The sequence below is a fragment of the Pseudomonadota bacterium genome, assembly GCA_036339585.1.
Taxonomy (GTDB): Bacteria; Pseudomonadota; Alphaproteobacteria; order UBA8366; family UBA8366; genus UBA8366.
Window position 1 is genome coordinate 252,934 of record JAYZAS010000001.1, and the last position, 20,506, is coordinate 273,439.

Consider the following 20,506-nt stretch of genomic DNA (forward strand, 5'->3'; position numbering starts at 1 on the left):
TCAAAAAGCCTTGAGTTTGTGCCAAGCAAAAACAATCATCTTGATAAGTTCCCAACCATCCCGAAAACGTGAAATTTGTGTTTCACCGTAGGTCCTATCAGCATAGCGAATCGGTATTTCCGTAATTTTCATGTTTAATTTGGCTGCGCCGAATATTAGATCGAAGTCTCCAAACGGATCGAAGTCACCAAAGTAAGACCGATTCTTTGCGATGCGTTGATAATCTACCTTCCTAAGTACTTTAGTGCCGCACAGAGTATCCGTAAAACGTTGGTTGAGCAAAAATGAAAAGATCTGAGCAAAAAGACGGTTCGCGATTAAGTTTAGAAATCGCATGGCGCCACGTTCCATAGGGTATACAAGTCTCGTTCCGTTAATAAACTCGCCTTTTCCATTGGATATAGCATTGTAAAATTTCGGGAGTTCTTCAGGTGGAACTGTCAAATCTGCATCAAGGATCATCAAGACATCACACCTTGCTAAATCAAAAGCCTTCCATACCGCATCACCTTTACCCTTACCGTCTTGGGTGATTACCTTTATGTCCATATCGGTATAAGCTTTTTGCACCCTTTCACACTCTTCAAGCGTCCCATCGGAACTATGGCCTTCGACATAGATAACCTCCATATCATCGGCAAAGCGCTTGATACGCTGTATGGCAGGCTCTATGTTCCCTTTCTCATTACGACAGGGGATTATAATACTCACTGATAAATCTGGTTTTTCTGATCCTTTGAGCGGGCGAGCTACAACATACGTTTTAAGACAAAATCGTCTTATCAACGGCAATGTACCTACGAATCTATTGACCAGTTTACCAATACCAAAGAGCGCTTTCGGAACAAGTTGACGCCACTCAACTTTAATCACCTCAAAATCTGATAGATGTAATAGGTTTGCAATATCCACTGTCGAGAGATAATTCACCTCCGGTTGTGGCATTCGGAGACCAAGCTTATCTCCAAGACGGAGTAACGGTTCCCAATAAGGGGAATAATAGGACACAATTAACCGGGTATCGGGCGTAGAGACGGAATGCAGTAGCCTTAAACTAGCTTCACAATCATCAAGTAGTCCAATGGTATCAGACAAGACGATAATATCAAACGGCCCATCCAATTCATCAATAAATTTCGGATCTTCGATATCACCGGCACTGAAATGTAATTCTGGATATTTACCTCTGGCAATATTAATCATGTGCTCGCTGAAATCTACGCCAACTCCCTTCGATGGTTTAAGGTTGGCGAGCAAGTCACCTGTCCCACAACCAAGGTCCAGAACACGCAAACCTGGAGGGGTAAGGAATCTCATGTATTCAGCATCTTGTTGATAGTAAAAAAAGTTACGCGCTATCCAGCCATCGCGCTGACTTGCTATTCTGTCGGAAGCAGCGCGTATGGTAGTTTTGCGGTCTCTTATTCTTGCTTCCTTCATGTCAAGAATCTCGACCCTGCAAGCTCGCTGCATCGGAAATATGATGGTCTGAATTCAAAAACCATAGTATTCCCCCGGGTAAGCTTACTCCAATGAAACAAAAACCAAATGCCACAGAAAGTGCAGCAACTTCAGCAGCGGGCGCCCCTAGTAATCCAAATGCAGTCACCATAGCACCTTCACGTAACCCCCAACCACCAATTGATATCGGAACTGTTGCCACAAGCATAACCGAGGGTACGATAATGATACAGTCAATGATGCTAACGCTTATTCCAATATCGACAGCAATAAGAAAGGCTGCTGACACCATTAACAGATGACCGATCAAAGAATATCCAAGAACAGGTATTGACCGACTTGGTGTTTTGAGTAACTGACGTGCTCCAAAAGATAACTTTACCAAACCACGAATAGCCCGCCAACGACTTAATGTTGATGGAAGAGATCCCATCGCTAATAACATTATAATCGCAAAAAGCCCGAAAGCTGTTATTAGCCAAAATGCAATTAGTGCTTGGGGTTCCTGAATTTTCCGGAACAGAATTGGTTGGGCTACCACTACCAGAATTATTAGGCTGATAAAACCGGCTACTCGGTCAAGCAATACGCCATTAAACGCTGCTCCAAATGGCAGACCAAGCTTGAATACGCGGTATATTCTAATGCCATCACCACCAACAGTGGAAGGCAACGCTTGGTTAAAAAACAAGCCCTCAAAATAGATCCTAACCGTCAGAGCCAATGATAATACTCTATCAAAAAGCGCCATAACGATTCGCCAACGGATGCCTGCTAATAACGACTGGACACAAAGTAATGCCAGAACGTAAATGATCGTTATACCTTTTATATTACTGAAGTGTTGTTTAAGCTCGACAAAATTGACCTCCGTAAAAACCAACCAGATTAAGAAACCGGTAACCGCAGCCTTTGAGGCGAACAGCAGATATTTTTTCGGTGACGTTTTTTTCATTGGTTGCAGATCAAAACTAGTTTATTTCGCCGCGTAGGATGACCGGGCTGAAAATGGCGAACGAGTTCTATGGGTAGACCGAGGCCTTGGTAAGAGAGAAAAAAAATTCAAACGACGATATCGACAAGTTTGCTGCCGCCACCTTCTCCAATAGCAGCCGTTTCCGAAACTGACTGAACGGCCTCCTCAACGATTGTCGCGGTTCCAGACTCCTGTTGCAATTGAAGACGCAACGTCGATATGCCCGCCTGTAACCTGCCGGCCAATGAAGATGCAGCTGCTATATCATCCATATTTTATTTCCCGCTAATAACTCGTTCTTATGCCTAGATTATTCTCATTTGGTGGTAACATAAACTGTTTATCTGCGCTAATCGAACGCGACTGTGGTTTATATCAGGTTTTAGGTTAACTATTTCGAGTCTTTTTCTAAGTCAGCTGCAACGCGCATTTGTACAATGCTGTCCGGGTTATCAACTGATCCGTTCCGATCACTATCGCCCTTTTTAATTCCATGAACATATTCCATACCCTCTATAACTTTCCCCCAAGCTGTATATTGCCCATCAAGATGTGGTGCTGGCTGAAAAACAATGAAAAACTGGCTATTAGCGCTATCTGGATTCCCCGAGCGAGCCATAGATACAGTACCCTCCACATGAAATGCACTGTTAAATTCTGCTGGTAAATCCGGAAAGCTGGACCCACCAGTGCCTGTCCCCGTCGGGTCGCCGGTTTGTGCCATAAATCCATCTATTACCCGATGAAATACTACGCCATCATAAAATTTTTGACGTGCCAATGTTTTGATTCGATCCACATGTTTCGGCGCTAAATCAGGCCATAACTCGATAACCACGCGTCCATCCTTCAAGTCCATGTAAATGATGTTTTCCAAACTAACCGTCCGTCCTGTTGAGGGTTGAATAATGAGCAAAATTGCCACACACCATGCAGACACCCAAATTTGCCACTTAATTGTACTCATTGCCTTTTATACTCCGGAAATAATGCTGTTAACCCGGCATAACTCGCTTCAGTGATACCTCGCTCCGTAATGAGCCCCGTTACAAATTTAGCCGGCGTAACATCAAATGCATAATTCTCGACTGGCGTTCCTTCAGGGACAATACAAACGCGCTCCATTTTTCCTGACTTAGTTTTTCCACTTATCCATGCCACTTCCTCTGATTGGCGCTTTTCAATTGGAATATCTTTTACACCGTCAGTGATCTTACAATCAATCGTTGAGGACGGAAGTGCCACAAAGAATGGTATTCCATTGTCGTGCGCCGCAAGAGCTTTCAGATACGTGCCAATTTTATTTGCCACATCTCCATTTAAAGCTGTTCGATCGCTGCCAGTAATGCAAACGTCGACTTTACCATTTTGCATCAAATGGCCACCGGCATTATCGGAAATAACAGTATGTGGCACGTTATTGCGACTGAGCTCCCATGCGGTAAGGCTGGCACCTTGGTTGCGTGGCCGCGTTTCATCAACCCACACATGTAAATTTAAACCTTTTTGATGGGCAAGGTATATTGGTGCTGTCGCCGTTCCCCACCCCACAGTAGCAAGAGCTCCAGCATTGCAATGAGTGAGCACATTGATTGGTTCAGATTCTTCTTTCTTTTTCTTTTTGATATCCTTCAAAATAGGTAGGCCATGCTCGCCTATCGCCAAATTAGTTGCAACATCTTTGCCTGCCATCTCATTAGCTCGCTGATAGGCTGCTTTACACCTCGCACTATGTTCTAATGGTAGCAGTAGCTTTAGCATTTGATCGACTGACCACGCTAAATTGATAGCTGTTGGGCGGCTATTCAGCAATATTTCTGCAGTACCTCGTAGATTTTTATTTCCCGCATCCTCGTTCATTGCAAGAGCCATTGTGTAAGCCGCTGTTACGCCTATCAAAGGAGCTCCACGCACTCGCATAGCGGATATGGCTTCCCCACCCTCCGTAGCTTTCGTCAGCCGTTTTATAACGTGATCATGAGGTAGGAATGTCTGGTCAAGGATGTCTATAGCCCAGCCATTCTCAGCGACCGCGATGGTGTCGAATGCCACCGCGTCATGCGTTTCTGTAATCATGCTCATAGAATGTAACCCCTCATCTAAAAGAAAAAACCCCGTTGCTCCTATACCTTTTCCTCTTTGTGTTATTTAGAACCCAAAGTCAAAAAATCCCCACGAGCGTGGTTCACTATGTAAAATACAATTGCTTCTGATAAGATATCTTCCCGTGTTGAGAACTTTTGGTTATTTTCGCGTTGGTTTCTTAAGAGGAAGTGTACCTCGCATTTTTAAAAGATTTCCAATAGGTTTATTTATGACGACAATTAATCCAATGCAAAATGACTTTATTGCGCAAATTATTGGCGTTGACCTTGCTGGGCCGATCGAAGAGAAAACATTTGCCAAAATTCAAACGGCATTGCATGAATTTGGAGTGATCCATTTTCCGAAGCAAGAATTAACACCATCAGCACTATCCTCATTTACCAAACTCTGGGGGAAGCCTGACGTTCACCACCTTGCTGAGCATACATTCCCCGAACACCCCGAGGTACGGGTACTTTCTAACGTAAAGAAAGACGGCAAGCTGGTTGGCGCATTCAGGGGTGGTAACTATTGGCATTCAGATCTTTCCTATTTGAAGAAGACCGGCTACGTAACGCTGCTTTATGGAATTGAGTGTCCATCCGAAGGGGGCGATACTCTTTTTGCCGACATGTGTCGCTTATACGAAAACCTCCCCACCGCTATCCGAGTACAGATTGAGGGTAAAATGGCAGTGCACGATCGAAATTACCGCTATTCAGCTCTATACCCCGAGCGCCCCCCGTTAACCGAATCTCAATTGGCAAGCGTACCACCGGTGGAACATCCAGCGGTAATTACGCACCCAGTAACGAAGAAAAAATCAGTATTTCTTTATAAAGAAATAATTCGAACCATTGGCGACTTAGATCAGGAAACCACATGGGCACTGATGGAAAAGATTGAGGGCCTTTTAGACAATGACGATTTCGTTTATCGCCACGAATGGGAACCTGGCGACCTCGTAATATGGGACAATAGGTGCACTCTTCATTCAGCCACGCCCTACGATTCAGAAAAATTTCGCCGCGTCCTTTACCGAACACAAGTCAGTGGCGAATTACCGGCTTACGTTGCTTAAAGCAACTAATGTAAATAAAAGTTTCAAAAGGAGGGAATTCATTGTCAAATAAACATTCGACTTATAACGAAGGCAAAATCCAGTATGTCTACAAGATGGATGCGCTCGACACGCAACCAGACAATACAACAAGCGCAAATATACAACCTAAAAAACGGTTATCTGGAAAATCTTCCTCGTTTGGTGGAGCGCTATTCGGCGAAAAAGTGATTGTTGGATATATTCACAAGGCTGCCGGGACCGGGTCTAAACGTCACACCCATCCCAACGAACAGTATAATTTTGTACTTCAGGGCACACTTCAGTGTGACATTGACGACCAAACAGTACTCTGCCCTAAAGGCCATTGCGTCCACATTCCAGCGGGGACTGAGCATAGCTGCGTGGCTACCCCTGAAGAAGACGTGATATTCTTTGTGGCTAAAGACACCCGCCACGGCATTTCTGGGCCAGCGGTAGATGGAATTGAAGATGGTCCGCGCATGCATCCCGATGCTAAAGACGGTCAAGAGAAACTCAGTGAGAAACCAATCTAAAGAGGGGTAAGTGCAAGGAAACCGAGATGCCTTATTATCGTTTCGAGAATATGGAGCAACTTCGAACCAATCCACACCTGTCATCAGGTAAGGGAGCAGTGGTAAAAGGCAAGTTCCTGACGCTACGTAATAATAACAAAGATGCGGGCACTGGATCGCAACTACATTACCACCCTAATGAATTAATGATCTATCCGATCTCGGGTAAAATCAACTCAGTGGTTGGGAAAGACCACCGTATTGTTGAACCAGGCACATTCGTTCATGTACCGCCAAATGCTCGCCACTCGATGAAAGCTTGCGAGGACGGGCCAATTAGCTACCTTTATTGTAAGGATAACACTTGGACGTTGGCTGGAATTGCCGCAGATGAGGCCCCGCCTGATGAGGCGCCGAGCATTGATGAGCTTACAGCAAAACACGATGCGGGTATTTATCCCGGTAAAGAGAAAATGCCCGAAGCGTCGGAAGCCTTGGTAGAGGGGCTCAATAACTGTTTTTATCACCTCAGTGAAGGCCCAGACGCACCAACCCAATCGACCCGTGCTATCAAAATAATCGAAGGCCACCGCATCAACTTTGTGCTTGTCGATTCTCCTGATGGAAAGTTGGAAAAAATGAGTGCCGCTCCTCATGAGCGTTTCTTGTATATTATGAGTGGTGCAGCGAATTCAGAAATAGAAGGTGAAAAGAAATCTGTTGGAAGTGGAGACCTTCTGCATATTCCAAAAGGTTCGTCATACAGTCTCATGACCAAAGTTGAGCCAACGCGTTATTGCTATTTTGAGTCCACAGACTTCCTTGAGGTTCAGATCCAAGACTAAATATATATAAAAATTTAACGGAGGAAAAAATGGATTTTAAAGATATAAAGTATGAGGTGAAACGTCCCCATGTTGCAACAATAACTCTCAACAAACCAGAGATCAATAATGCAACTACCGGCGATAGTTTTGTGGAGATCATGACCGCATTTCATGAAGCAGATTCAGACACATCAATCGGTGTTGTTGTGTTAACGGGAGCAGGGGATACCCATTTCAATGAGGGGGGCCAAGTTAAGCAGCATTTGACCAAGCGTCCAGGGACACATCGCACACATTTTCGGAAATTACTCGGAGCGGCGCAGGCCATTCGCGGGTGTGGTAAGCCAGTCATTGCTGCGGTTAATGGGCGTGCTATCGGTAGTGGCAACCAATTACAGATGCTTTGTGATCTCGCCATAGCTTCCGACCGAGCAATCCTGGGACAACACGGATCAAAACGCGCCGGAGCTCCAATGTTTTGGGGAACCACATTGATGTCACATTTTGTTGGTGAAAGGAAAGCACGTGAAATAATATTCTTATCACGTGAATACTCGGCACAAGAGGCATTGGAAATGGGCCTAGTGAATAAAGTTGTACCTCATAATGAACTTTACGATGAAGTGGACCGTTGGTGCGATGAGGTGCTCGATCAAAGCCCTACTTCCCTTCGCATTCTTAAAACTTCTATGAACTTGAAGCATGACATGCAATATCCTGCGTTATTTCATGCTCGCGACATGATCGACCTCTTTTCTGACGCACCAGAACGGATGGAGGGCACAGCAGCATGGGTCGAAGGACGCAAACCTGACTTTAACAAATTTCGGACGAAATCAGATTGATTTAAAAAAATGCTATAGTACTTCCAAGAGTTGGAGACTTCTCTCTAAGGTTGGGCAGTAGCTCAATCCCTATAACCTGTCACTCAATACTTTCGGGCATTATCTATGGAAACGGTTTTCAGTCCAGCAGTCATTGCTTTTTTCCAAGTTATCGCTATCGATCTCGTACTTTCTGGTGACAATGCGGTTGTTATCGGGCTAGCCGTGGCTGGTTTGCCGTCAGATTTGCGGCGAAGAGCTATTGTATTTGGTATCGTTACTGCCACTATTCTCCGTATTATTTTTGCAGCACTTACAGTGTATCTTCTTAAAATCCCAGGTCTCCTTTTGGTTGGCGGTTTACTATTGGCTTGGGTGTGCTGGAGCATGTGGAAGGAGATTCGTCCGGGCCGGCAGGATGAAGGATCTCAGATTCCTCAGGATGGGATGGGCCAAAGCATAAGTATGCGTAAGGCCCTACTAAATATCATAATAGCGGATGTTTCGATGTCGCTTGATAATGTCCTTGCGGTAGCTGGAGCAGCAAGAGATCATATTGAAATTCTTATTTTCGGGTTGGTGCTTTCAATCGCTTTAATGGCGTTTGCAGCTAACTTTATTGCGTCCTTACTTGATCGTTTCCGTTGGATCGCTTACGCCGGCTTAGCTATTATAGTGTGGGTTGCAGGGGATATGATTTATCGCGGAGGCATTGAAGTTTATACAAAATTCATGGTTTGACAGTGAGAAGAAATTGGCTTTCAGCCTTCCAAAATTTATAGGACATCGAGGAGCGGCGGGTTATGCCCCGGAGAATACACTAGCAAGCATCCATCAAGCCGCTCACCTCGGCACAAGCTGGGTAGAGTTTGATGTCCGACTAACCTGCGACAGTGAGTTGGTTCTTTTTCACGATAGCTCTTTGGAACGCACAACAAATGGCAGAGGACTCTTAGCCGATCGTTGTCTCAAATCCCTGAAAGATCTTGACGCTGGAAGCTGGTTCGGATCCGATTTCACGGGTGAGGGTATTCCTACACTTAATCAGGCTTTAAGTGCTGCCAGAGAATTGGATCTTGGCTGCAACATAGAAATCAAGTCATCTTTTGGCAGGGAACGTGAAACTGTGTGTGCAGTCACCCGAACAGTAGCCAATTTTCCCAAATCACCACCGATGTTGGTTTCAAGCTTCTGCCACAAAACTCTTCAAATGTTAAAATATAATTTGCCCGAGGTGCCTCGGGCATTAATTGTCCATGAAATTCCCGCAAACTGGCATTTGTTGATTAAGCAGTTGCAGTGCTCATCACTACATGTCAGTGAAGAAAGCTTAGATCAGCGCCAAGTCCGAATGGTGCAATCAACTGGAATAAAGCTTCTGGCATTCACGATAAATGACAGAAAAAGAGCCGAGAGCCTATTTGCGATGGGCGTTCCAAGTATTTTTACTGATGTCCCAGGGACAATATTTGCGCCCATGAGTATGGCTGATTGAAAACAACAGCATCAAACTACAACAACTAAGTTTGTACAGATTATTCGAAATATTGAAAAGTAGGGACTGAAAAGGTGACAAACAAATATAGAAACACACTGTTTCGTTTTGCCGTCATTGCTGATACTCACATTACAGAAAAAGATGCGCCCGCGATTGATGGTTTAGATCAAGAGACCGTGCCATTGAGCGTTAAACGATTAGCACATATCGTTCGCAAGCTTAAGCGACTTTCCCCCGACTTTGTTATTCATCTTCGCAATACAACGCATCCGAGACCAGACCACCCTGCCTATAATAGGTCCGCTAAGGCATTTTATGAGGTTTTTAAGAATGTAGGTTGTCCTTTTTATCTCGTTGTCGGCAATCATGATATTGGACAAAAACATTATTTAGGCGTCCCCATCCATCCTGAGATGTCACAAGGCTTCGTTAATAATAAAATGATCGCCGCCTATGAAGAACAATTCCAGAAGCATTTCCTTCATTTGAACATGAAGGCTGGTTGTTTGTAGTCATCAATGGCATGGTTAGTAATTCAGGGTTGGATTGCGAAAAAGAGCAACGTGAGTGGCTTGAAACTATGCTGGCCACGAATTCAGGAAAGCGCATATTCGTATTTTCACACTACCCACTATACCTCTCCGAGGCAGATGAGGATGTTAACTTCGACAACACCGTTTTGCCTGAGCGTAAGTGGCTTCTCGATCTATTTTCTGGATATAAGGTAGAGGCTTTTTTTCCGGCCATATTCACAATTGCTTCTTTAACTACTTCGACGAAACTAGCCTCTATGTCTTACCTTCAACTTGTTTTTTGCGTCACAATTACCACGAATTGTTCCGAGCAGCACCTATAGACCTCAAACAAGGACGGCATGACACAGCAAAGCTAGGTTTTGCCTAAGTAGATTTTAATAAGGTGGGACATCTTACGCATATCGTGCGGTCTAAGAGCCAAACTTCGGAACCCTTTGAGAATGAGATCTTGCTACCACCTGCACATGGTCTGTCACCAGCTTACGGAGCTCTAGGCATATCGCTACATCAACCGTGGTGTGAAAAAGCCAATATCACCACACCATGGGGCCTAGATTCTTTCAGCGCAAAATAGATCCGTAATGATTATCCTCTTTTAGCACTGTGGGAAATAGGCATAAGCGAATTACGGAAACCTCTTGACGACCTAATGAAAAGAGATACGTGTAGGCGCGTGCGAGAATTGGCGGCTCGGGGCCATCGGTTTACTGTTTTCTCTTACAGATTACCGAAAAACGAAGGCAGGAATGTCTTAAACGAGTTTGGTGAAATTCTAAATGCGTGGGAGCTCATTATGCCAACTTGCTGCGTTGGCGATTTGATGTCGGAAATTGAAAAACTGGTGAGCAAGGTAACGATTTTCTCAAACTCTTATCGTCAAAACAGAGAAACTCTAAGCCTCAGCCATGGGTTTAACGTAGATGATTTTAATTTGGTAAACGAGCTGATGGCTCTTGACGGTGCAAAAGAAGTCTTCAGCGGCGTTGTATTTGGCGTAGGCCCAAAAGAATGCCCCATAAAAACTTTAAGTGAAATTCAAAAATATTCTACCAATTTTAACATTCGAACAGCAGCCCATGTGCAATTTGCCCGGCGCCAACCATTGAACTCGAAGAAACTTGAGGAGTCGCACCATAAACGCATCGTTGAAGCAACGATCGGGGCCTTAGGTCATACAAAAGTAAGTGTCTTTGTCGATAATTTCATTGGAATAGACCGCGGATATTTTTTTGCGAAGGCTTAGTCGACCGCCTTTATAACCCACAAACAGGGGCTCGCATAATCAAAACGCTCCATAGCGTAATTCCAAAAGGCTGTCGGATTGGAGAAGAATTCATCGAAGGAAAAACAAGGTTAATCCAGTTTCATGAGCCAGATGGTGTGGTTGTATTGTCAACAACTGGCACCTATCCATTGGAAATACCCGCCAAAGTATTTCCACTTAAACGAGGAATGTGGATTGATCTGCCAACGGGACATAAAGCGGGAAGCCTACTGCTTGGCCCAACACTAATCGTTGAATGAAACACATCTGTAAGATAAAGAAATCCCCCTGTACCGTGCACATCAACTAGTCCCGTTTTCTTGCACTGCAAAAAATAGATGTCCGTGGGGGATTAGACGTATATTACTAATCCTGCGATTTTAATAAATCAGCTTCACCGGTTTGTTGGCATTGTAAATTGTGCACCACCCTCTATACCGCTTGGCCAGCGAGCAGACACAGTTTTCAGTTTTGTAAAAAAGTGAATGGATTGAGGACCATGCATTTGAGTATCACCGAATTTCGAGCGTTTGGAACCACCAAAGTGGTGGAACGCCATAGGCACCGGGATCGGAACGTTGACACCAATCATTCCGACATCAACTTGTTTTGAAAATGACCGCGCAACGTCACCACTTTGAGTGAAAACTGCGACACCGTTACCATATTCGTGTCCATTCACCATTTCTATAGCCGAGTCAAAATCTTGCGCCCGAGCAATACTAAGAACAGGGCCAAAAATTTCCTGCTTGTATAGGTCCATATCCGTTGTTACTCGGTCAAACAACGAACCGTTAAGGAAAAATCCGTTTTCATATCCTTGTAGACTAACGTTCCGTCCATCAACAATAAGTTCTGCCCCCTCGTCCTCACCTTTAGCAATTAATTTTTCAATGCGGTCTTTTGCCTGGCTCGTTATGACCGGCCCCATATCAGCTTCCATGTCAGTATATGGGCCGACTTTGAGTGCCTGAACTCTCGGCTTCAAGCGCTTGACCAGCTCATCCGCCGTGCTTTTTCCAACGGGAACCGCTACGGAAATCGCCATACAGCGCTCACCAGCGGAGCCATAGCCTGCACCCATTAATGCATCAACGGCTTGATCCATATCAGCATCAGGCATTACCACCATATGGTTCTTTGCACCACAAAAAGCCTGAACACGTTTATTTTGCGCTGTGCCGGTTTGGTACACGTATTCCCCAATCGCCGTTGAACCAACAAAACTTATTGCCGGCACATCGGAATGCATCAGCAATCCATCAACAGCTATTTTATCGCCATTTAATACATTCCAAACACCATCCGGCAAACCAGCTTCCGTCCATAGTTCCCCCATCATAAGAGGTGCTGATGGATTGCGTTCCGACGGCTTGCATATAAAAGAGTTTCCGCAGGCAACCGCCATCACTCCCATCCAACAAGGCACCATGACTGGAAAATTAAATGGTGTTATTCCTCCAACCACACCAAGTGGCTCGCGAATGGAAAAAGTATCTATTCCACCCCCTACATCATTTGAAAGCTCACCTTTTAAAAGATGTGGTATGCCGCAGGCAAACTCAATCACGTCAACTCCTCGCTGCACTTCACCGAGAGCGTCATCAATAGTCTTTCCATGCTCTGAGCTAATAACTGTGGCAAGCGCTTCGCGCCTCTGGCTCATGATTTCCCGCATTGCGAACATTACTGCTGCACGCTTGGGGGAAGGTGTTTCTGCCCAATCAGAAAATGCAGCCTGAGCATTTTCAATGGTTTGCTGTACTTCTCCAATTCCTGCCAGTGGCACTTTACTCGCCACTTCGCCTGTAGCTGGATTGAAAACCTCGAGAAAGCGTCCGCTCTCACCCTTGATATGTTGGCCACCCACATAATGGGTCAATTCTTTCACCATTCCTAATCCCTTTCAGCGATATAGTACAAGTTACTATAATTTGGACAAACCCGAGTGATATGAGATAACAATCTCATCACATGTAATTAGCAAAAAGATTTCACATCTCTAAAATTTCTAAAAGACTATGATCCTCACGATCCTCAATCTCAACAATCCAAATATCGGGGTCATATTTAGCCTGGCGGTCAGTGAAAGAATCAGCTTCAGGATCTTGCACACGACGTCCGTCAAGTGCGGGTTGCCAAATAAAGTTTCCTGATAAATCACGTTCCTGCATGAAAATATCGACACCGGTCTCAACCCGATTTATTTTCAAGATTATAACACCACTATTTTTATCTCCCCGCTTGAGCACTACAGCCGGAACCCCTTTTCTTGACAAGCGAGCAAGGTGGGCTTGTATCCAAATGTTGGTCGGCATGCGAACATCAGACATTTTTATTTAGAGTACCGCGGTACGCAGCTTTTTGCCTCAATGAACAGTTCGCTTACTGTAGCCATTGGCCTTTCCGGTTGAAGTGCTTAAGGGGTTATCAATAGATTTTTTAAGTCTTTTCTGCTTTGGACGGCCCGTTCTAACCCTGCCAAGTACCTCCCCAGCAGAGGACTTTGTAGTGGTGCCTTTACTCGAGACATTTAGATCATATTGCCTGCAAAAGCCGTCAATTACAGCGCCAGGCTGAATACTGAGCGTTTTATGGCTTACATCGCCAATTACCTTTGCAGTTTTAGCCAATACAACATCGGTTGCCGATATGGCACCAACGACTTTCCCATGTATCTCAGCCTCTTTGCACTTAACTTTCCCGTTGATATAGCCATCACGGCCAATTATCAACTGCTCGCAGCTAACATTGCCGTTGATGCCTCCATCAAGATAAATTTCACCATCGCCAAAGATATCCCCTTGGAGAACTAAATCTTTGGATAACACAGAAGTTCTTTCCTGGGTGATGCGACGACTTCCCAGCTTATTCGCGCGAAGAAGACATTTTAATTTTTCCGAAATCGCCATAAAGGTGCCCCTACTATGTTTATTTTTATGAATTTTTATAATACTAAATAACTTGCACAAGAACAAGGAAGTCGATAATTCAAAAATTCAAGCTTTTAGGAAAATAACATTCATATATTATTTTATTAATATTTGATATATTTAAGATATCATCTAATAATAATTGAGTAATAGGAATAATTACATGAAAATAGGATACGTCGGTCTCGGAAATATGGGGCGCCCGATAGCCGCAAATCTCGCACGCGCTGGCAATGAAATGATTGTTTTTGATTTGAACCGAGAAGCAGTTGATAGCTTTGTCGATGAGTTTGGTGCGCGCGCCGCCAACAGCCTCCATAGCCTTGCACAAAGCTCCGATGTAGTTATTGCCATTGTTCCGACAGGCAAGGATGTCAATCGAATATTGCTAGGGGACGTCAATTGCGAGGACGGACTTATTGGTGGGCTCGATAGCAGTAAGCTATTCATTGACATGAGCTCATCAGAGCCGGAGGGAACGCTGGAAATCGGTAAAATCATGAAAGATAAAAATATTCCCTTTTTAGATGCTCCTGTTTCTGGTGGAGTGAAACGGGCAGTTTCAGGCACCATCTCTATCATGGTGGGCGGAGAGAGCGCCACAATAGCTCGGGCAAAGCCTATTTTTGAAGCAGTAAGCAGTGATATTTTTGAATGCGGGCCACTTGGTGCCGGCCATGCAACCAAGGCAATGAATAATATGCTTTCAGCTCTAAGCGTCCTAGCAACTACGGAAGCACTCTTGATAGGTCGACGTTTCGGCCTGGATCCGTCAACACTAACTAACGTCATAAACAAGTCATCAGGCCGAAACAATGCAACCGAACTGAAAATGCATCAGTTTGTTTTAAAAGAGAATTGGGAATCGGGGTTTACGAGCGGCTTAATGCTTAAGGATCTAACTATTGCTCAAAATTTAGCGCGTAATGTCGGCTTGAGTGCACCGTGCACGGCACTAGTGCGAGATGCATTTGCAGAAACGGTTGACCATTACGGGCCTTCGTCTGATCACACTATGGTAGCAAAGCTTCTTCAGGAAACACGAAAAACCAAGCTTTAAGGTAAATAAATGGATCTGATTCAGACGGGTCTATTCCGCTGCCGTGGGCATCTCGTGCTCGGCAAGGAACTTCTCAGCTTCTAAAGCAGCCATGCAACCCATCCCAGCAGCCGTAACTGCTTGCCGGTAGGTCTTATCTTTTACATCACCGGCAGCGAAGATACCGGGTATGCTGGTTACCGTACTATCGGGCTTGGTTAGGATATAACCTTCATCATCCATATCAATTTTATTCTTGAAGACCCCGGTTGCTGGGTCATGCCCAATAGCTATGAAAACACCCTGTAATTCAATATCCATTTTTTGTTCGGATTTCACATTTTTAATACGAGCCCCAGTGACCTTAAGTGGATCACCACCCCCTAGCACCTCATCGACGACACTGTTCCAAATCACTTCAATTTTTTCGTTCTGAAGTAATCGCTCCTGTAGTATTTTTTCCGCTCGGAACGAATCTCGCCTGTGTATGACTGTGACTTTTGCGGCATGGTTTGTTAGATATAATGCCTCTTCGACAGCAGTATTACCTCCTCCAACCACCGCAACGCTTTGATCCTTGAAAAAGAAACCATCGCATGTAGCGCATGCGGAAACACCAAAACCCTGAAATTTTTGTTCTGATTCGAGGCCAAGCCAGCGTGCTTGGGCACCAGTGGCAATAATAACAGTTTCACCACTGTACGTATCTCCCATATCGCCAGTCATTTGAAAAGTATCCTGATTAAAATCAACATCGTTAATCATGTCATAAATTATCTGGGTTCCGACACCCTCAGCCTGCTTTTGCATCTGCTCCATTAACCATGGACCCTGTATTACCTGCTCAAACCCCGGGTAATTCTCAACATCCGTAGTTATGGTCATCTGCCCGCCAGGCTGCATTCCAGCAACAATAAGTGGCTTGAGATTGGCGCGCGCCGCGTAAATTGCGGCAGTATAGCCCGCAGGACCAGATCCAATGATCAAGACTTTACTGTGATGATGACCCATTTTCATAACCCTCTCTATAAGTGCGCCATAGTGTCGACGTAGCGTTTCAGCGATTATCTTTCAAGTAATCAATTCCAATGGTTCGGAACAAGATCAGCCCGAACCGCAAATTCCTCTGCACCAGGAACTTTCGGAAATCTATTTAAAACCAGTGGATCGTGACCAGGGATAATATGTTCCGGTGAGTCTGCCAATTTGGCAATGGTACTATACCCATTCAACATGTCAGCAACGTTTAAAACCAATGGAAAAGGATTTTTTTCTTCGATATTGGCATACAGATGGATTGCATCAACTGCAAGCACTACCCAACCACGCTGAGTATTAACACGCACCACCTGCAGTCCATCGGTATGCCCACCAACATGGTGTAGCGTTATTCCAGGTGCTAATTCCTTGAAGCCGTGGACAAACTCGACCCTGTCACCGAAAAGTGCGCGAACCATATCAACCACATAATCAACAGCAAAAATATCACGGAAAACCGGATGTTGCATATTAGGCCCTGTAGCAAAAGCCATCTCACGTTCTTGTATGTGAAATGTCGCTTTGGGAAACTCATGTGCATTGCCGCAATGATCGTAATGCATGTGGCTGACGACGAGGTCCTCGACTTCGCCAGCGTCGATCCTAATCTTCGCGAGCGCCTCCGCCGGCGTGCGAAGCAATCGCCGCCCCCGCTTTTTTGCCTCTTTTTCTTCAAACCCCATATCCACTATAATCACACGGCCTTCTTCATTCTTAAGTGCCCAAATAAAATAGTCCATTGGCATCGGACCATTGTGCACATCCGTAAATAAAAAATGTTCGTGCTTTAGCGCATCAGTGCGCTCCGCATATTTGAGCACATAAATTTCCCACGTATTCATTTTGGCTATTCTCTAAACAGCTAGTGTGGGCCGAGAACCACGAACCGTGGTGCGATGCATCCGACGACGGGCATTTTTCTCATCAAATGGAAGAGCTTTATGCAACACGCTTCGATTATCCCATATGATGACATCACCTGGCGTCCACCGATGTACATATTCAAATTTAGCCTGACTCGCAAACTCCATCAGCTCATGGATTATTTTTTGGCTTTCCACATCTTCCATGCCTTCGAAACGGCGAACAAAAACAGCTGACAAATAGAGTGCCTTACGGCCCGTTTCGGGATGACTAATCACTGCAGGATGCGATTGAGGCGGTGTGGATGTCTTTTGCTCATCGGTTAGAGGAGGTCGGTCCTTGTGATGATTCTCAAAATTCCATACATAGTCGTGCACTCCCATTCTTTTAAGAAGCCATTGTTTGCGCTCCTCAGGCAACGCTTCATAAACTGCAAACATACTTGTAAAGCAAGTTTCGCCTTCACCCTCGGGACATTCAAGGCAATGGAAAATAGAACCTAGACTTGGCTCTTTCATATATGACAGGTCAGAGTGGTACCGTTTCGAACCCCCGAATGCACCAACATGCTTTCCGTTTTCTATTATATTTGAAACGACAAATATTTCTGGGTGTCCTGGCAGACAATAATTGCTTAAAACATGGTTTTCCAATAGACCGAACCGCTTGGAAAACTCAATGTGTTCGTCTGGTGACCAATTTTGGTCATGAAATATGAGAACGCTGCGATCGTGCAACTCTCTCTGGATTTGTTGAAAAACTGAATCAGGCAATGGGTTGGCCAGATCAATCCCTGACACCTCAGATCCTATATGCTCCGTAGCAGGCGCGAATGCGACCTCTTCATTAAAAACCTTTTTAGCAACTCCCATGAATTCCTCCCTTAGTCCTAAGTCTTAATCCTTGAAAGGATTCTAACAATTCCTCGTGCTGGAACAATCTCAATCTCATCACCGGTGGATATGGCGGTTGTAATGTCCACATCGAAGCGATCCATAAACGGCATTTTTGCAAATGCCGCCCCCTGCGCCATAACAGGATTGCCATCATTGAGGAGAAGGCCAAGAGGAGCTTTTTCTTTTTTGACCATCTCACGCAGCATCCATGCTGATGCTACACCCCCTTTTGCTGCGTTAAGCACCAAAATACGACCGACAAATTCTTCCCCATACAGTTCATGGCTTGGGCGTGAAAATATGCCGCGATCACGATCTAAGTCGTAACGCGTGCTGAAATCATCAGGTGCTGATAGAGCAATACCATGTACTGTTGGACCTATCCCTGAATGGCCTTTAATTTCCAATAAACTCATCCAAGGACCTTTCCCTCAATAGCCGATTGTATGCAACGCTGAATGGATGCTGGGGTCGGTCGATAGCCATATCCTGCACAAATATTTACCATTTTTACTGAATGAGTCATTAACCGCTCCCATTTATGTGCCAAGCGTATTTCTTTCGCAAAGGTCGCAAAAAAATCATGACCGTGCACCAACCTCGCACCTGCCTTTTCGATTATCTGAGTAAGACCGATACGAGCGCATGCTTGTTTAATTTCTTTGGGAGTGTATATCAGCAAAGTGGTTCGTTCATGAACCCTTTTGCCATCAAGCAACGCGGCAATTTCGATGATTTCAGTTACATTCATCTGTGGTGTGGATAGAGCAACCACATCTAGTTCATCACCGATACCACCCCACTCCTGATAAAACGTTCTTACATCGTCGAAATTAATGGTTTTTACATCAAGTTTTTTCCCTCCTGCCGCAGCTCCCCAATCGGGAGCTTCAGGTGTAACATTCACAACGTGAAACATTGCGATCGAGCCATAACTCGCCATTGCCAATGCCATATGATTTAGCTCCAATACCGTGGGTGGTGGCCCAGTTAGCTCAAGAGCTGGCACGCACCAATATGAGTTTAGCTCTCTGCCGATAAGTGCGCCGACAACCCCCCAATCGACTATGTTTGCTGGGGAAAAATCAAGCTTAAAGCCATGAGTGGCAAACCGTTTAGAATCCAAGTGAAAACCATATCGAGGAACACGACCAGTAAAGAAAGCTGCTAAACTTGATGGGCCCGCCTCAAAATTACAACGCGCTCCAACGATACTGTTCATATATATAACCGAGGGTGTGCCACTATAACCGCAAGCTTCGCCGAAACCAGGAGCAGTGACAGAGTGGTCATTGACATAGGCGTGGTTGGTGACAACCCCAAGTTTGCCGAGGGCGTCAACTGCCTGCCTACCCTCTACCTCCAAGTTTCGTCCCGGCAGAAGAAAATTAAAGTTTTCCTTATCAAAACCTCGAAAATCAGCGGCGGCATACGCTCGCGGATAACGTTCGCTCGGCCTAAGACTGCCCAGCTCTTCTATGAAGGCAATACCACTGTCACCCATCGTCTCTCTATCAGTGCTAATATGAACGAGCCTTATGGGAACAAAATCTTCGGCATCAAAGAAAGTGCCGACATCTTTTTGAAACCCTATCGCCCAAGCGGCGGCCCTGCCGTGTTTTCCATCGAGCATAGCCTTTTCTACGTCATCAAGTTTCATATTTTTTTCATATCACGAAGTCGCAAACATGCAAGGAGACTCGTCCCAACATCTTCCCAGTCTGGCATGTTCTCTTTTTTGGCTATAATTTCAACTCGACTATCTCGGCGGTAGGCGATAGTGGCCTTTCCCATTTCATCGTCGGATCGGTTGATCAACATCCAATGGCGTCCTGTCCGAAAAACGCCCTTCAAACGTGAGATGCCATTTATATGCTCAGCCCATGCGATCAAACTGCGTCGATTAAATATATCTGACGGTGAGAATAACCAACCACATGACACGTACCCATCTCCCTCAGTTTTGAAGTGCAGAGGTCGATTTGGAGCCAAATCAGATTCTTTCTTTGTTTTGTGCCGATGATTTGCCGAATGAGCTTCTGGAAAAAGAGGGGCTCGAGTAGGATCAAGATCGAGATCGAGAAGCTCCAAATCAATAGACCCATTACTAGCCGAGGTAAAGTGAACTTTGGAGGGGAACAACCCTGACGCCCATTCCTGAAATGTTTTTTTATTCACATCATTTGATAGATCCCATTTATGTCCAATGAGAACATCTGCCATATGGATTTGATCTTGAAATACCTCCGATCCACTATGACTCAGCTCTTTAATCCTCCGCGGATCTACAAGACACAGCGTTGCACGCAAGTCAATTTGACCAGATTGTTCGGAGTTACGTAAAAGGTCTAGTACACCAGCGGGGTGACCAAGACCCGTGGGCTCAATGAGAACTCGGTCGGGCCGCTGACGTCGTATAAGATCTGTAAGGGCCACTCCCATCGCAACATTAGATACACAACAAATACATCCACCCGGCACCATACGGACATGCTCAGATTCTCCATCCAACATAATACCATCTATGCCAACTTCTCCAAATTCATTTACCACCACTGCCCATTTCTCATAGTGTGGTTTGCGCCCTAAAATAGAGCGAATGGCCGTTGTCTTCCCAACACCAAGAAATCCAGTTATTAGATTGGTTGGTACCGAAGTCAGCATAAAAG

Annotated in this window: 24 protein-coding genes; 10 read left to right on the forward strand and 14 right to left on the reverse strand. The window is 45.0% G+C overall.

Features of this window, described 5'->3' with window-relative positions:
• The 5 genes from VX941_01185 to mtnA all read right to left on the reverse strand — a co-directional run bounded on the left by VX941_01185 (window position 1) and on the right by mtnA (window position 4,519).
• The gene (locus VX941_01185; protein MEE2932022.1) at window positions 1-1,440 is read right to left on the reverse strand and encodes a glycosyltransferase; all 1,440 of its coding nucleotides are present in this window, start codon (window positions 1,438-1,440) and stop codon (window positions 1-3) included.
• Between the two features lies 1 nt (window position 1,441).
• Window positions 1,442-2,416 carry a lysylphosphatidylglycerol synthase transmembrane domain-containing protein gene (locus tag VX941_01190; protein MEE2932023.1) on the reverse strand — a complete coding sequence of 325 codons (975 nt, stop codon included), beginning with the start codon at window positions 2,414-2,416 and terminating at the stop codon, window positions 1,442-1,444.
• A gap of 107 nt (window positions 2,417-2,523) precedes the next feature.
• Window positions 2,524-2,709 (reverse strand): hypothetical protein, encoded by a 186-nt coding sequence (locus VX941_01195; protein ID MEE2932024.1) that lies wholly within the window; start codon window positions 2,707-2,709, stop codon window positions 2,524-2,526.
• 119 nt (window positions 2,710-2,828) lie between these two features.
• Window positions 2,829-3,296: a peptidylprolyl isomerase gene (locus tag VX941_01200; protein ID MEE2932025.1), complete on the reverse strand. Its 468-nt coding sequence runs from the start codon at window positions 3,294-3,296 to the stop codon at window positions 2,829-2,831.
• A gap of 104 nt (window positions 3,297-3,400) precedes the next feature.
• Window positions 3,401-4,519 (reverse strand): S-methyl-5-thioribose-1-phosphate isomerase, encoded by a 1,119-nt coding sequence (gene mtnA, locus VX941_01205; GenBank protein MEE2932026.1) that lies wholly within the window; start codon window positions 4,517-4,519, stop codon window positions 3,401-3,403.
• 232 nt (window positions 4,520-4,751) lie between these two features.
• Here mtnA and VX941_01210 point away from each other — a divergent pair, with 232 nt between their 5' ends.
• From VX941_01210 to VX941_01250, 9 genes are all read left to right on the forward strand, one after another.
• Window positions 4,752-5,603, forward strand: a complete 852-nt coding sequence (locus VX941_01210) for a TauD/TfdA family dioxygenase (GenBank protein ID MEE2932027.1) — start codon at window positions 4,752-4,754, stop codon at window positions 5,601-5,603.
• Between the two features lie 41 nt (window positions 5,604-5,644).
• The gene (locus tag VX941_01215) at window positions 5,645-6,139 is read left to right on the forward strand and encodes a cupin domain-containing protein (protein MEE2932028.1); all 495 of its coding nucleotides are present in this window, start codon (window positions 5,645-5,647) and stop codon (window positions 6,137-6,139) included.
• A gap of 26 nt (window positions 6,140-6,165) precedes the next feature.
• Window positions 6,166-6,963, forward strand: a complete 798-nt coding sequence (locus VX941_01220) for a cupin domain-containing protein (protein MEE2932029.1) — start codon at window positions 6,166-6,168, stop codon at window positions 6,961-6,963.
• 29 nt (window positions 6,964-6,992) lie between these two features.
• Window positions 6,993-7,790: an enoyl-CoA hydratase-related protein gene (locus tag VX941_01225; protein MEE2932030.1), complete on the forward strand. Its 798-nt coding sequence runs from the start codon at window positions 6,993-6,995 to the stop codon at window positions 7,788-7,790.
• Window positions 7,791-7,895: 105 nt separating this feature from the next.
• Window positions 7,896-8,510 carry a TerC family protein gene (locus VX941_01230; protein MEE2932031.1) on the forward strand — a complete coding sequence of 205 codons (615 nt, stop codon included), beginning with the start codon at window positions 7,896-7,898 and terminating at the stop codon, window positions 8,508-8,510.
• Window positions 8,482-9,264, forward strand: a complete 783-nt coding sequence (locus VX941_01235) for a glycerophosphodiester phosphodiesterase family protein (protein MEE2932032.1) — start codon at window positions 8,482-8,484, stop codon at window positions 9,262-9,264. The genes VX941_01230 and VX941_01235 overlap by 29 nt, the downstream gene beginning before the upstream one ends.
• Window positions 9,265-9,338: 74 nt before the next feature.
• Window positions 9,339-9,779 (forward strand): metallophosphoesterase, encoded by a 441-nt coding sequence (locus tag VX941_01240; GenBank protein ID MEE2932033.1) that lies wholly within the window; start codon window positions 9,339-9,341, stop codon window positions 9,777-9,779.
• A 673-nt stretch (window positions 9,780-10,452) separates the two neighbouring features.
• Window positions 10,453-11,046, forward strand: coding sequence for a hypothetical protein (locus tag VX941_01245; GenBank protein ID MEE2932034.1), 594 nt, complete (start codon window positions 10,453-10,455; stop codon window positions 11,044-11,046).
• Window positions 11,047-11,183: 137 nt separating this feature from the next.
• A complete protein-coding gene (locus tag VX941_01250) occupies window positions 11,184-11,327 on the forward strand; it encodes a hypothetical protein (GenBank protein ID MEE2932035.1) in 144 nt (47 codons plus the stop codon).
• 134 nt (window positions 11,328-11,461) lie between these two features.
• On the opposite strand, the gene VX941_01255 is transcribed toward VX941_01250, so the two are convergent.
• The 3 genes from VX941_01255 to VX941_01265 form a co-directional block, all read right to left on the reverse strand.
• On the reverse strand, window positions 11,462-12,961 hold the full coding sequence (locus VX941_01255; GenBank protein MEE2932036.1) for a CoA-acylating methylmalonate-semialdehyde dehydrogenase: 1,500 nt from the start codon (window positions 12,959-12,961) through the stop codon (window positions 11,462-11,464).
• A gap of 100 nt (window positions 12,962-13,061) precedes the next feature.
• Window positions 13,062-13,385: a DUF1491 family protein gene (locus VX941_01260; GenBank protein MEE2932037.1), complete on the reverse strand. Its 324-nt coding sequence runs from the start codon at window positions 13,383-13,385 to the stop codon at window positions 13,062-13,064.
• A gap of 51 nt (window positions 13,386-13,436) precedes the next feature.
• Window positions 13,437-13,979, reverse strand: coding sequence for a polymer-forming cytoskeletal protein (locus VX941_01265; GenBank protein ID MEE2932038.1), 543 nt, complete (start codon window positions 13,977-13,979; stop codon window positions 13,437-13,439).
• A 184-nt stretch (window positions 13,980-14,163) separates the two neighbouring features.
• Here VX941_01265 and VX941_01270 point away from each other — a divergent pair, with 184 nt between their 5' ends.
• Window positions 14,164-15,060 (forward strand): NAD(P)-dependent oxidoreductase, encoded by an 897-nt coding sequence (locus VX941_01270; GenBank protein MEE2932039.1) that lies wholly within the window; start codon window positions 14,164-14,166, stop codon window positions 15,058-15,060.
• A gap of 30 nt (window positions 15,061-15,090) precedes the next feature.
• Here the strand turns inward: VX941_01270 and trxB are convergent, their stop codons facing one another.
• From trxB to VX941_01300, 6 genes are all read right to left on the reverse strand, one after another.
• Window positions 15,091-16,050, reverse strand: coding sequence for a thioredoxin-disulfide reductase (gene trxB / locus VX941_01275; protein ID MEE2932040.1), 960 nt, complete (start codon window positions 16,048-16,050; stop codon window positions 15,091-15,093).
• Window positions 16,051-16,118: 68 nt separating this feature from the next.
• A complete protein-coding gene (locus VX941_01280) occupies window positions 16,119-16,919 on the reverse strand; it encodes an N-acyl homoserine lactonase family protein (GenBank protein MEE2932041.1) in 801 nt (266 codons plus the stop codon).
• 12 nt (window positions 16,920-16,931) lie between these two features.
• On the reverse strand, window positions 16,932-17,813 hold the full coding sequence (locus tag VX941_01285) for a TauD/TfdA family dioxygenase (GenBank protein MEE2932042.1): 882 nt from the start codon (window positions 17,811-17,813) through the stop codon (window positions 16,932-16,934).
• A gap of 17 nt (window positions 17,814-17,830) precedes the next feature.
• Complete coding sequence (locus VX941_01290; protein ID MEE2932043.1) at window positions 17,831-18,253, reverse strand: DUF126 domain-containing protein; 423 nt, start codon at window positions 18,251-18,253, stop codon at window positions 17,831-17,833.
• Complete coding sequence (locus VX941_01295) at window positions 18,250-19,497, reverse strand: aconitase X (GenBank protein MEE2932044.1); 1,248 nt, start codon at window positions 19,495-19,497, stop codon at window positions 18,250-18,252. Before VX941_01295 ends, VX941_01290 begins: the two co-directional genes overlap by 4 nt.
• Complete coding sequence (locus VX941_01300) at window positions 19,494-20,501, reverse strand: GTP-binding protein (GenBank protein MEE2932045.1); 1,008 nt, start codon at window positions 20,499-20,501, stop codon at window positions 19,494-19,496. Before VX941_01300 ends, VX941_01295 begins: the two co-directional genes overlap by 4 nt.
• Window positions 20,502-20,506: the final 5 nt, after the last annotated feature.

What these genes read in the sequence shown, in the direction of transcription:
- VX941_01300 (MEE2932045.1), bottom strand. Translation starts at nt 20,501, where the DNA reads ATGCTGACTTCGGTACCAACCAATCTAATAACTGGATTTCTTGGTGTT.
- VX941_01270 (MEE2932039.1), top strand. Translation starts at nt 14,164, where the DNA reads ATGAAAATAGGATACGTCGGTCTCGGAAATATGGGGCGCCCGATAGCC.
- VX941_01210 (MEE2932027.1), top strand. Translation starts at nt 4,752, where the DNA reads ATGACGACAATTAATCCAATGCAAAATGACTTTATTGCGCAAATTATT.
- VX941_01195 (MEE2932024.1), bottom strand. Translation starts at nt 2,709, where the DNA reads ATGGATGATATAGCAGCTGCATCTTCATTGGCCGGCAGGTTACAGGCG.
- mtnA (MEE2932026.1), bottom strand. Translation starts at nt 4,519, where the DNA reads ATGAGCATGATTACAGAAACGCATGACGCGGTGGCATTCGACACCATC.
- VX941_01260 (MEE2932037.1), bottom strand. Translation starts at nt 13,385, where the DNA reads ATGCCGACCAACATTTGGATACAAGCCCACCTTGCTCGCTTGTCAAGA.
- VX941_01245 (MEE2932034.1), top strand. Translation starts at nt 10,453, where the DNA reads ATGAAAAGAGATACGTGTAGGCGCGTGCGAGAATTGGCGGCTCGGGGC.
- VX941_01255 (MEE2932036.1), bottom strand. Translation starts at nt 12,961, where the DNA reads ATGGTGAAAGAATTGACCCATTATGTGGGTGGCCAACATATCAAGGGT.
- VX941_01230 (MEE2932031.1), top strand. Translation starts at nt 7,896, where the DNA reads ATGGAAACGGTTTTCAGTCCAGCAGTCATTGCTTTTTTCCAAGTTATC.
- VX941_01290 (MEE2932043.1), bottom strand. Translation starts at nt 18,253, where the DNA reads ATGAGTTTATTGGAAATTAAAGGCCATTCAGGGATAGGTCCAACAGTA.
- VX941_01185 (MEE2932022.1), bottom strand. Translation starts at nt 1,440, where the DNA reads ATGAAGGAAGCAAGAATAAGAGACCGCAAAACTACCATACGCGCTGCT.
- VX941_01190 (MEE2932023.1), bottom strand. Translation starts at nt 2,416, where the DNA reads ATGAAAAAAACGTCACCGAAAAAATATCTGCTGTTCGCCTCAAAGGCT.
- VX941_01280 (MEE2932041.1), bottom strand. Translation starts at nt 16,919, where the DNA reads ATGAATACGTGGGAAATTTATGTGCTCAAATATGCGGAGCGCACTGAT.
- VX941_01285 (MEE2932042.1), bottom strand. Translation starts at nt 17,813, where the DNA reads ATGGGAGTTGCTAAAAAGGTTTTTAATGAAGAGGTCGCATTCGCGCCT.
- trxB (MEE2932040.1), bottom strand. Translation starts at nt 16,050, where the DNA reads ATGGGTCATCATCACAGTAAAGTCTTGATCATTGGATCTGGTCCTGCG.
- VX941_01225 (MEE2932030.1), top strand. Translation starts at nt 6,993, where the DNA reads ATGGATTTTAAAGATATAAAGTATGAGGTGAAACGTCCCCATGTTGCA.
- VX941_01200 (MEE2932025.1), bottom strand. Translation starts at nt 3,296, where the DNA reads ATGGACTTGAAGGATGGACGCGTGGTTATCGAGTTATGGCCTGATTTA.
- VX941_01220 (MEE2932029.1), top strand. Translation starts at nt 6,166, where the DNA reads ATGCCTTATTATCGTTTCGAGAATATGGAGCAACTTCGAACCAATCCA.
- VX941_01295 (MEE2932044.1), bottom strand. Translation starts at nt 19,497, where the DNA reads ATGAAACTTGATGACGTAGAAAAGGCTATGCTCGATGGAAAACACGGC.
- VX941_01265 (MEE2932038.1), bottom strand. Translation starts at nt 13,979, where the DNA reads ATGGCGATTTCGGAAAAATTAAAATGTCTTCTTCGCGCGAATAAGCTG.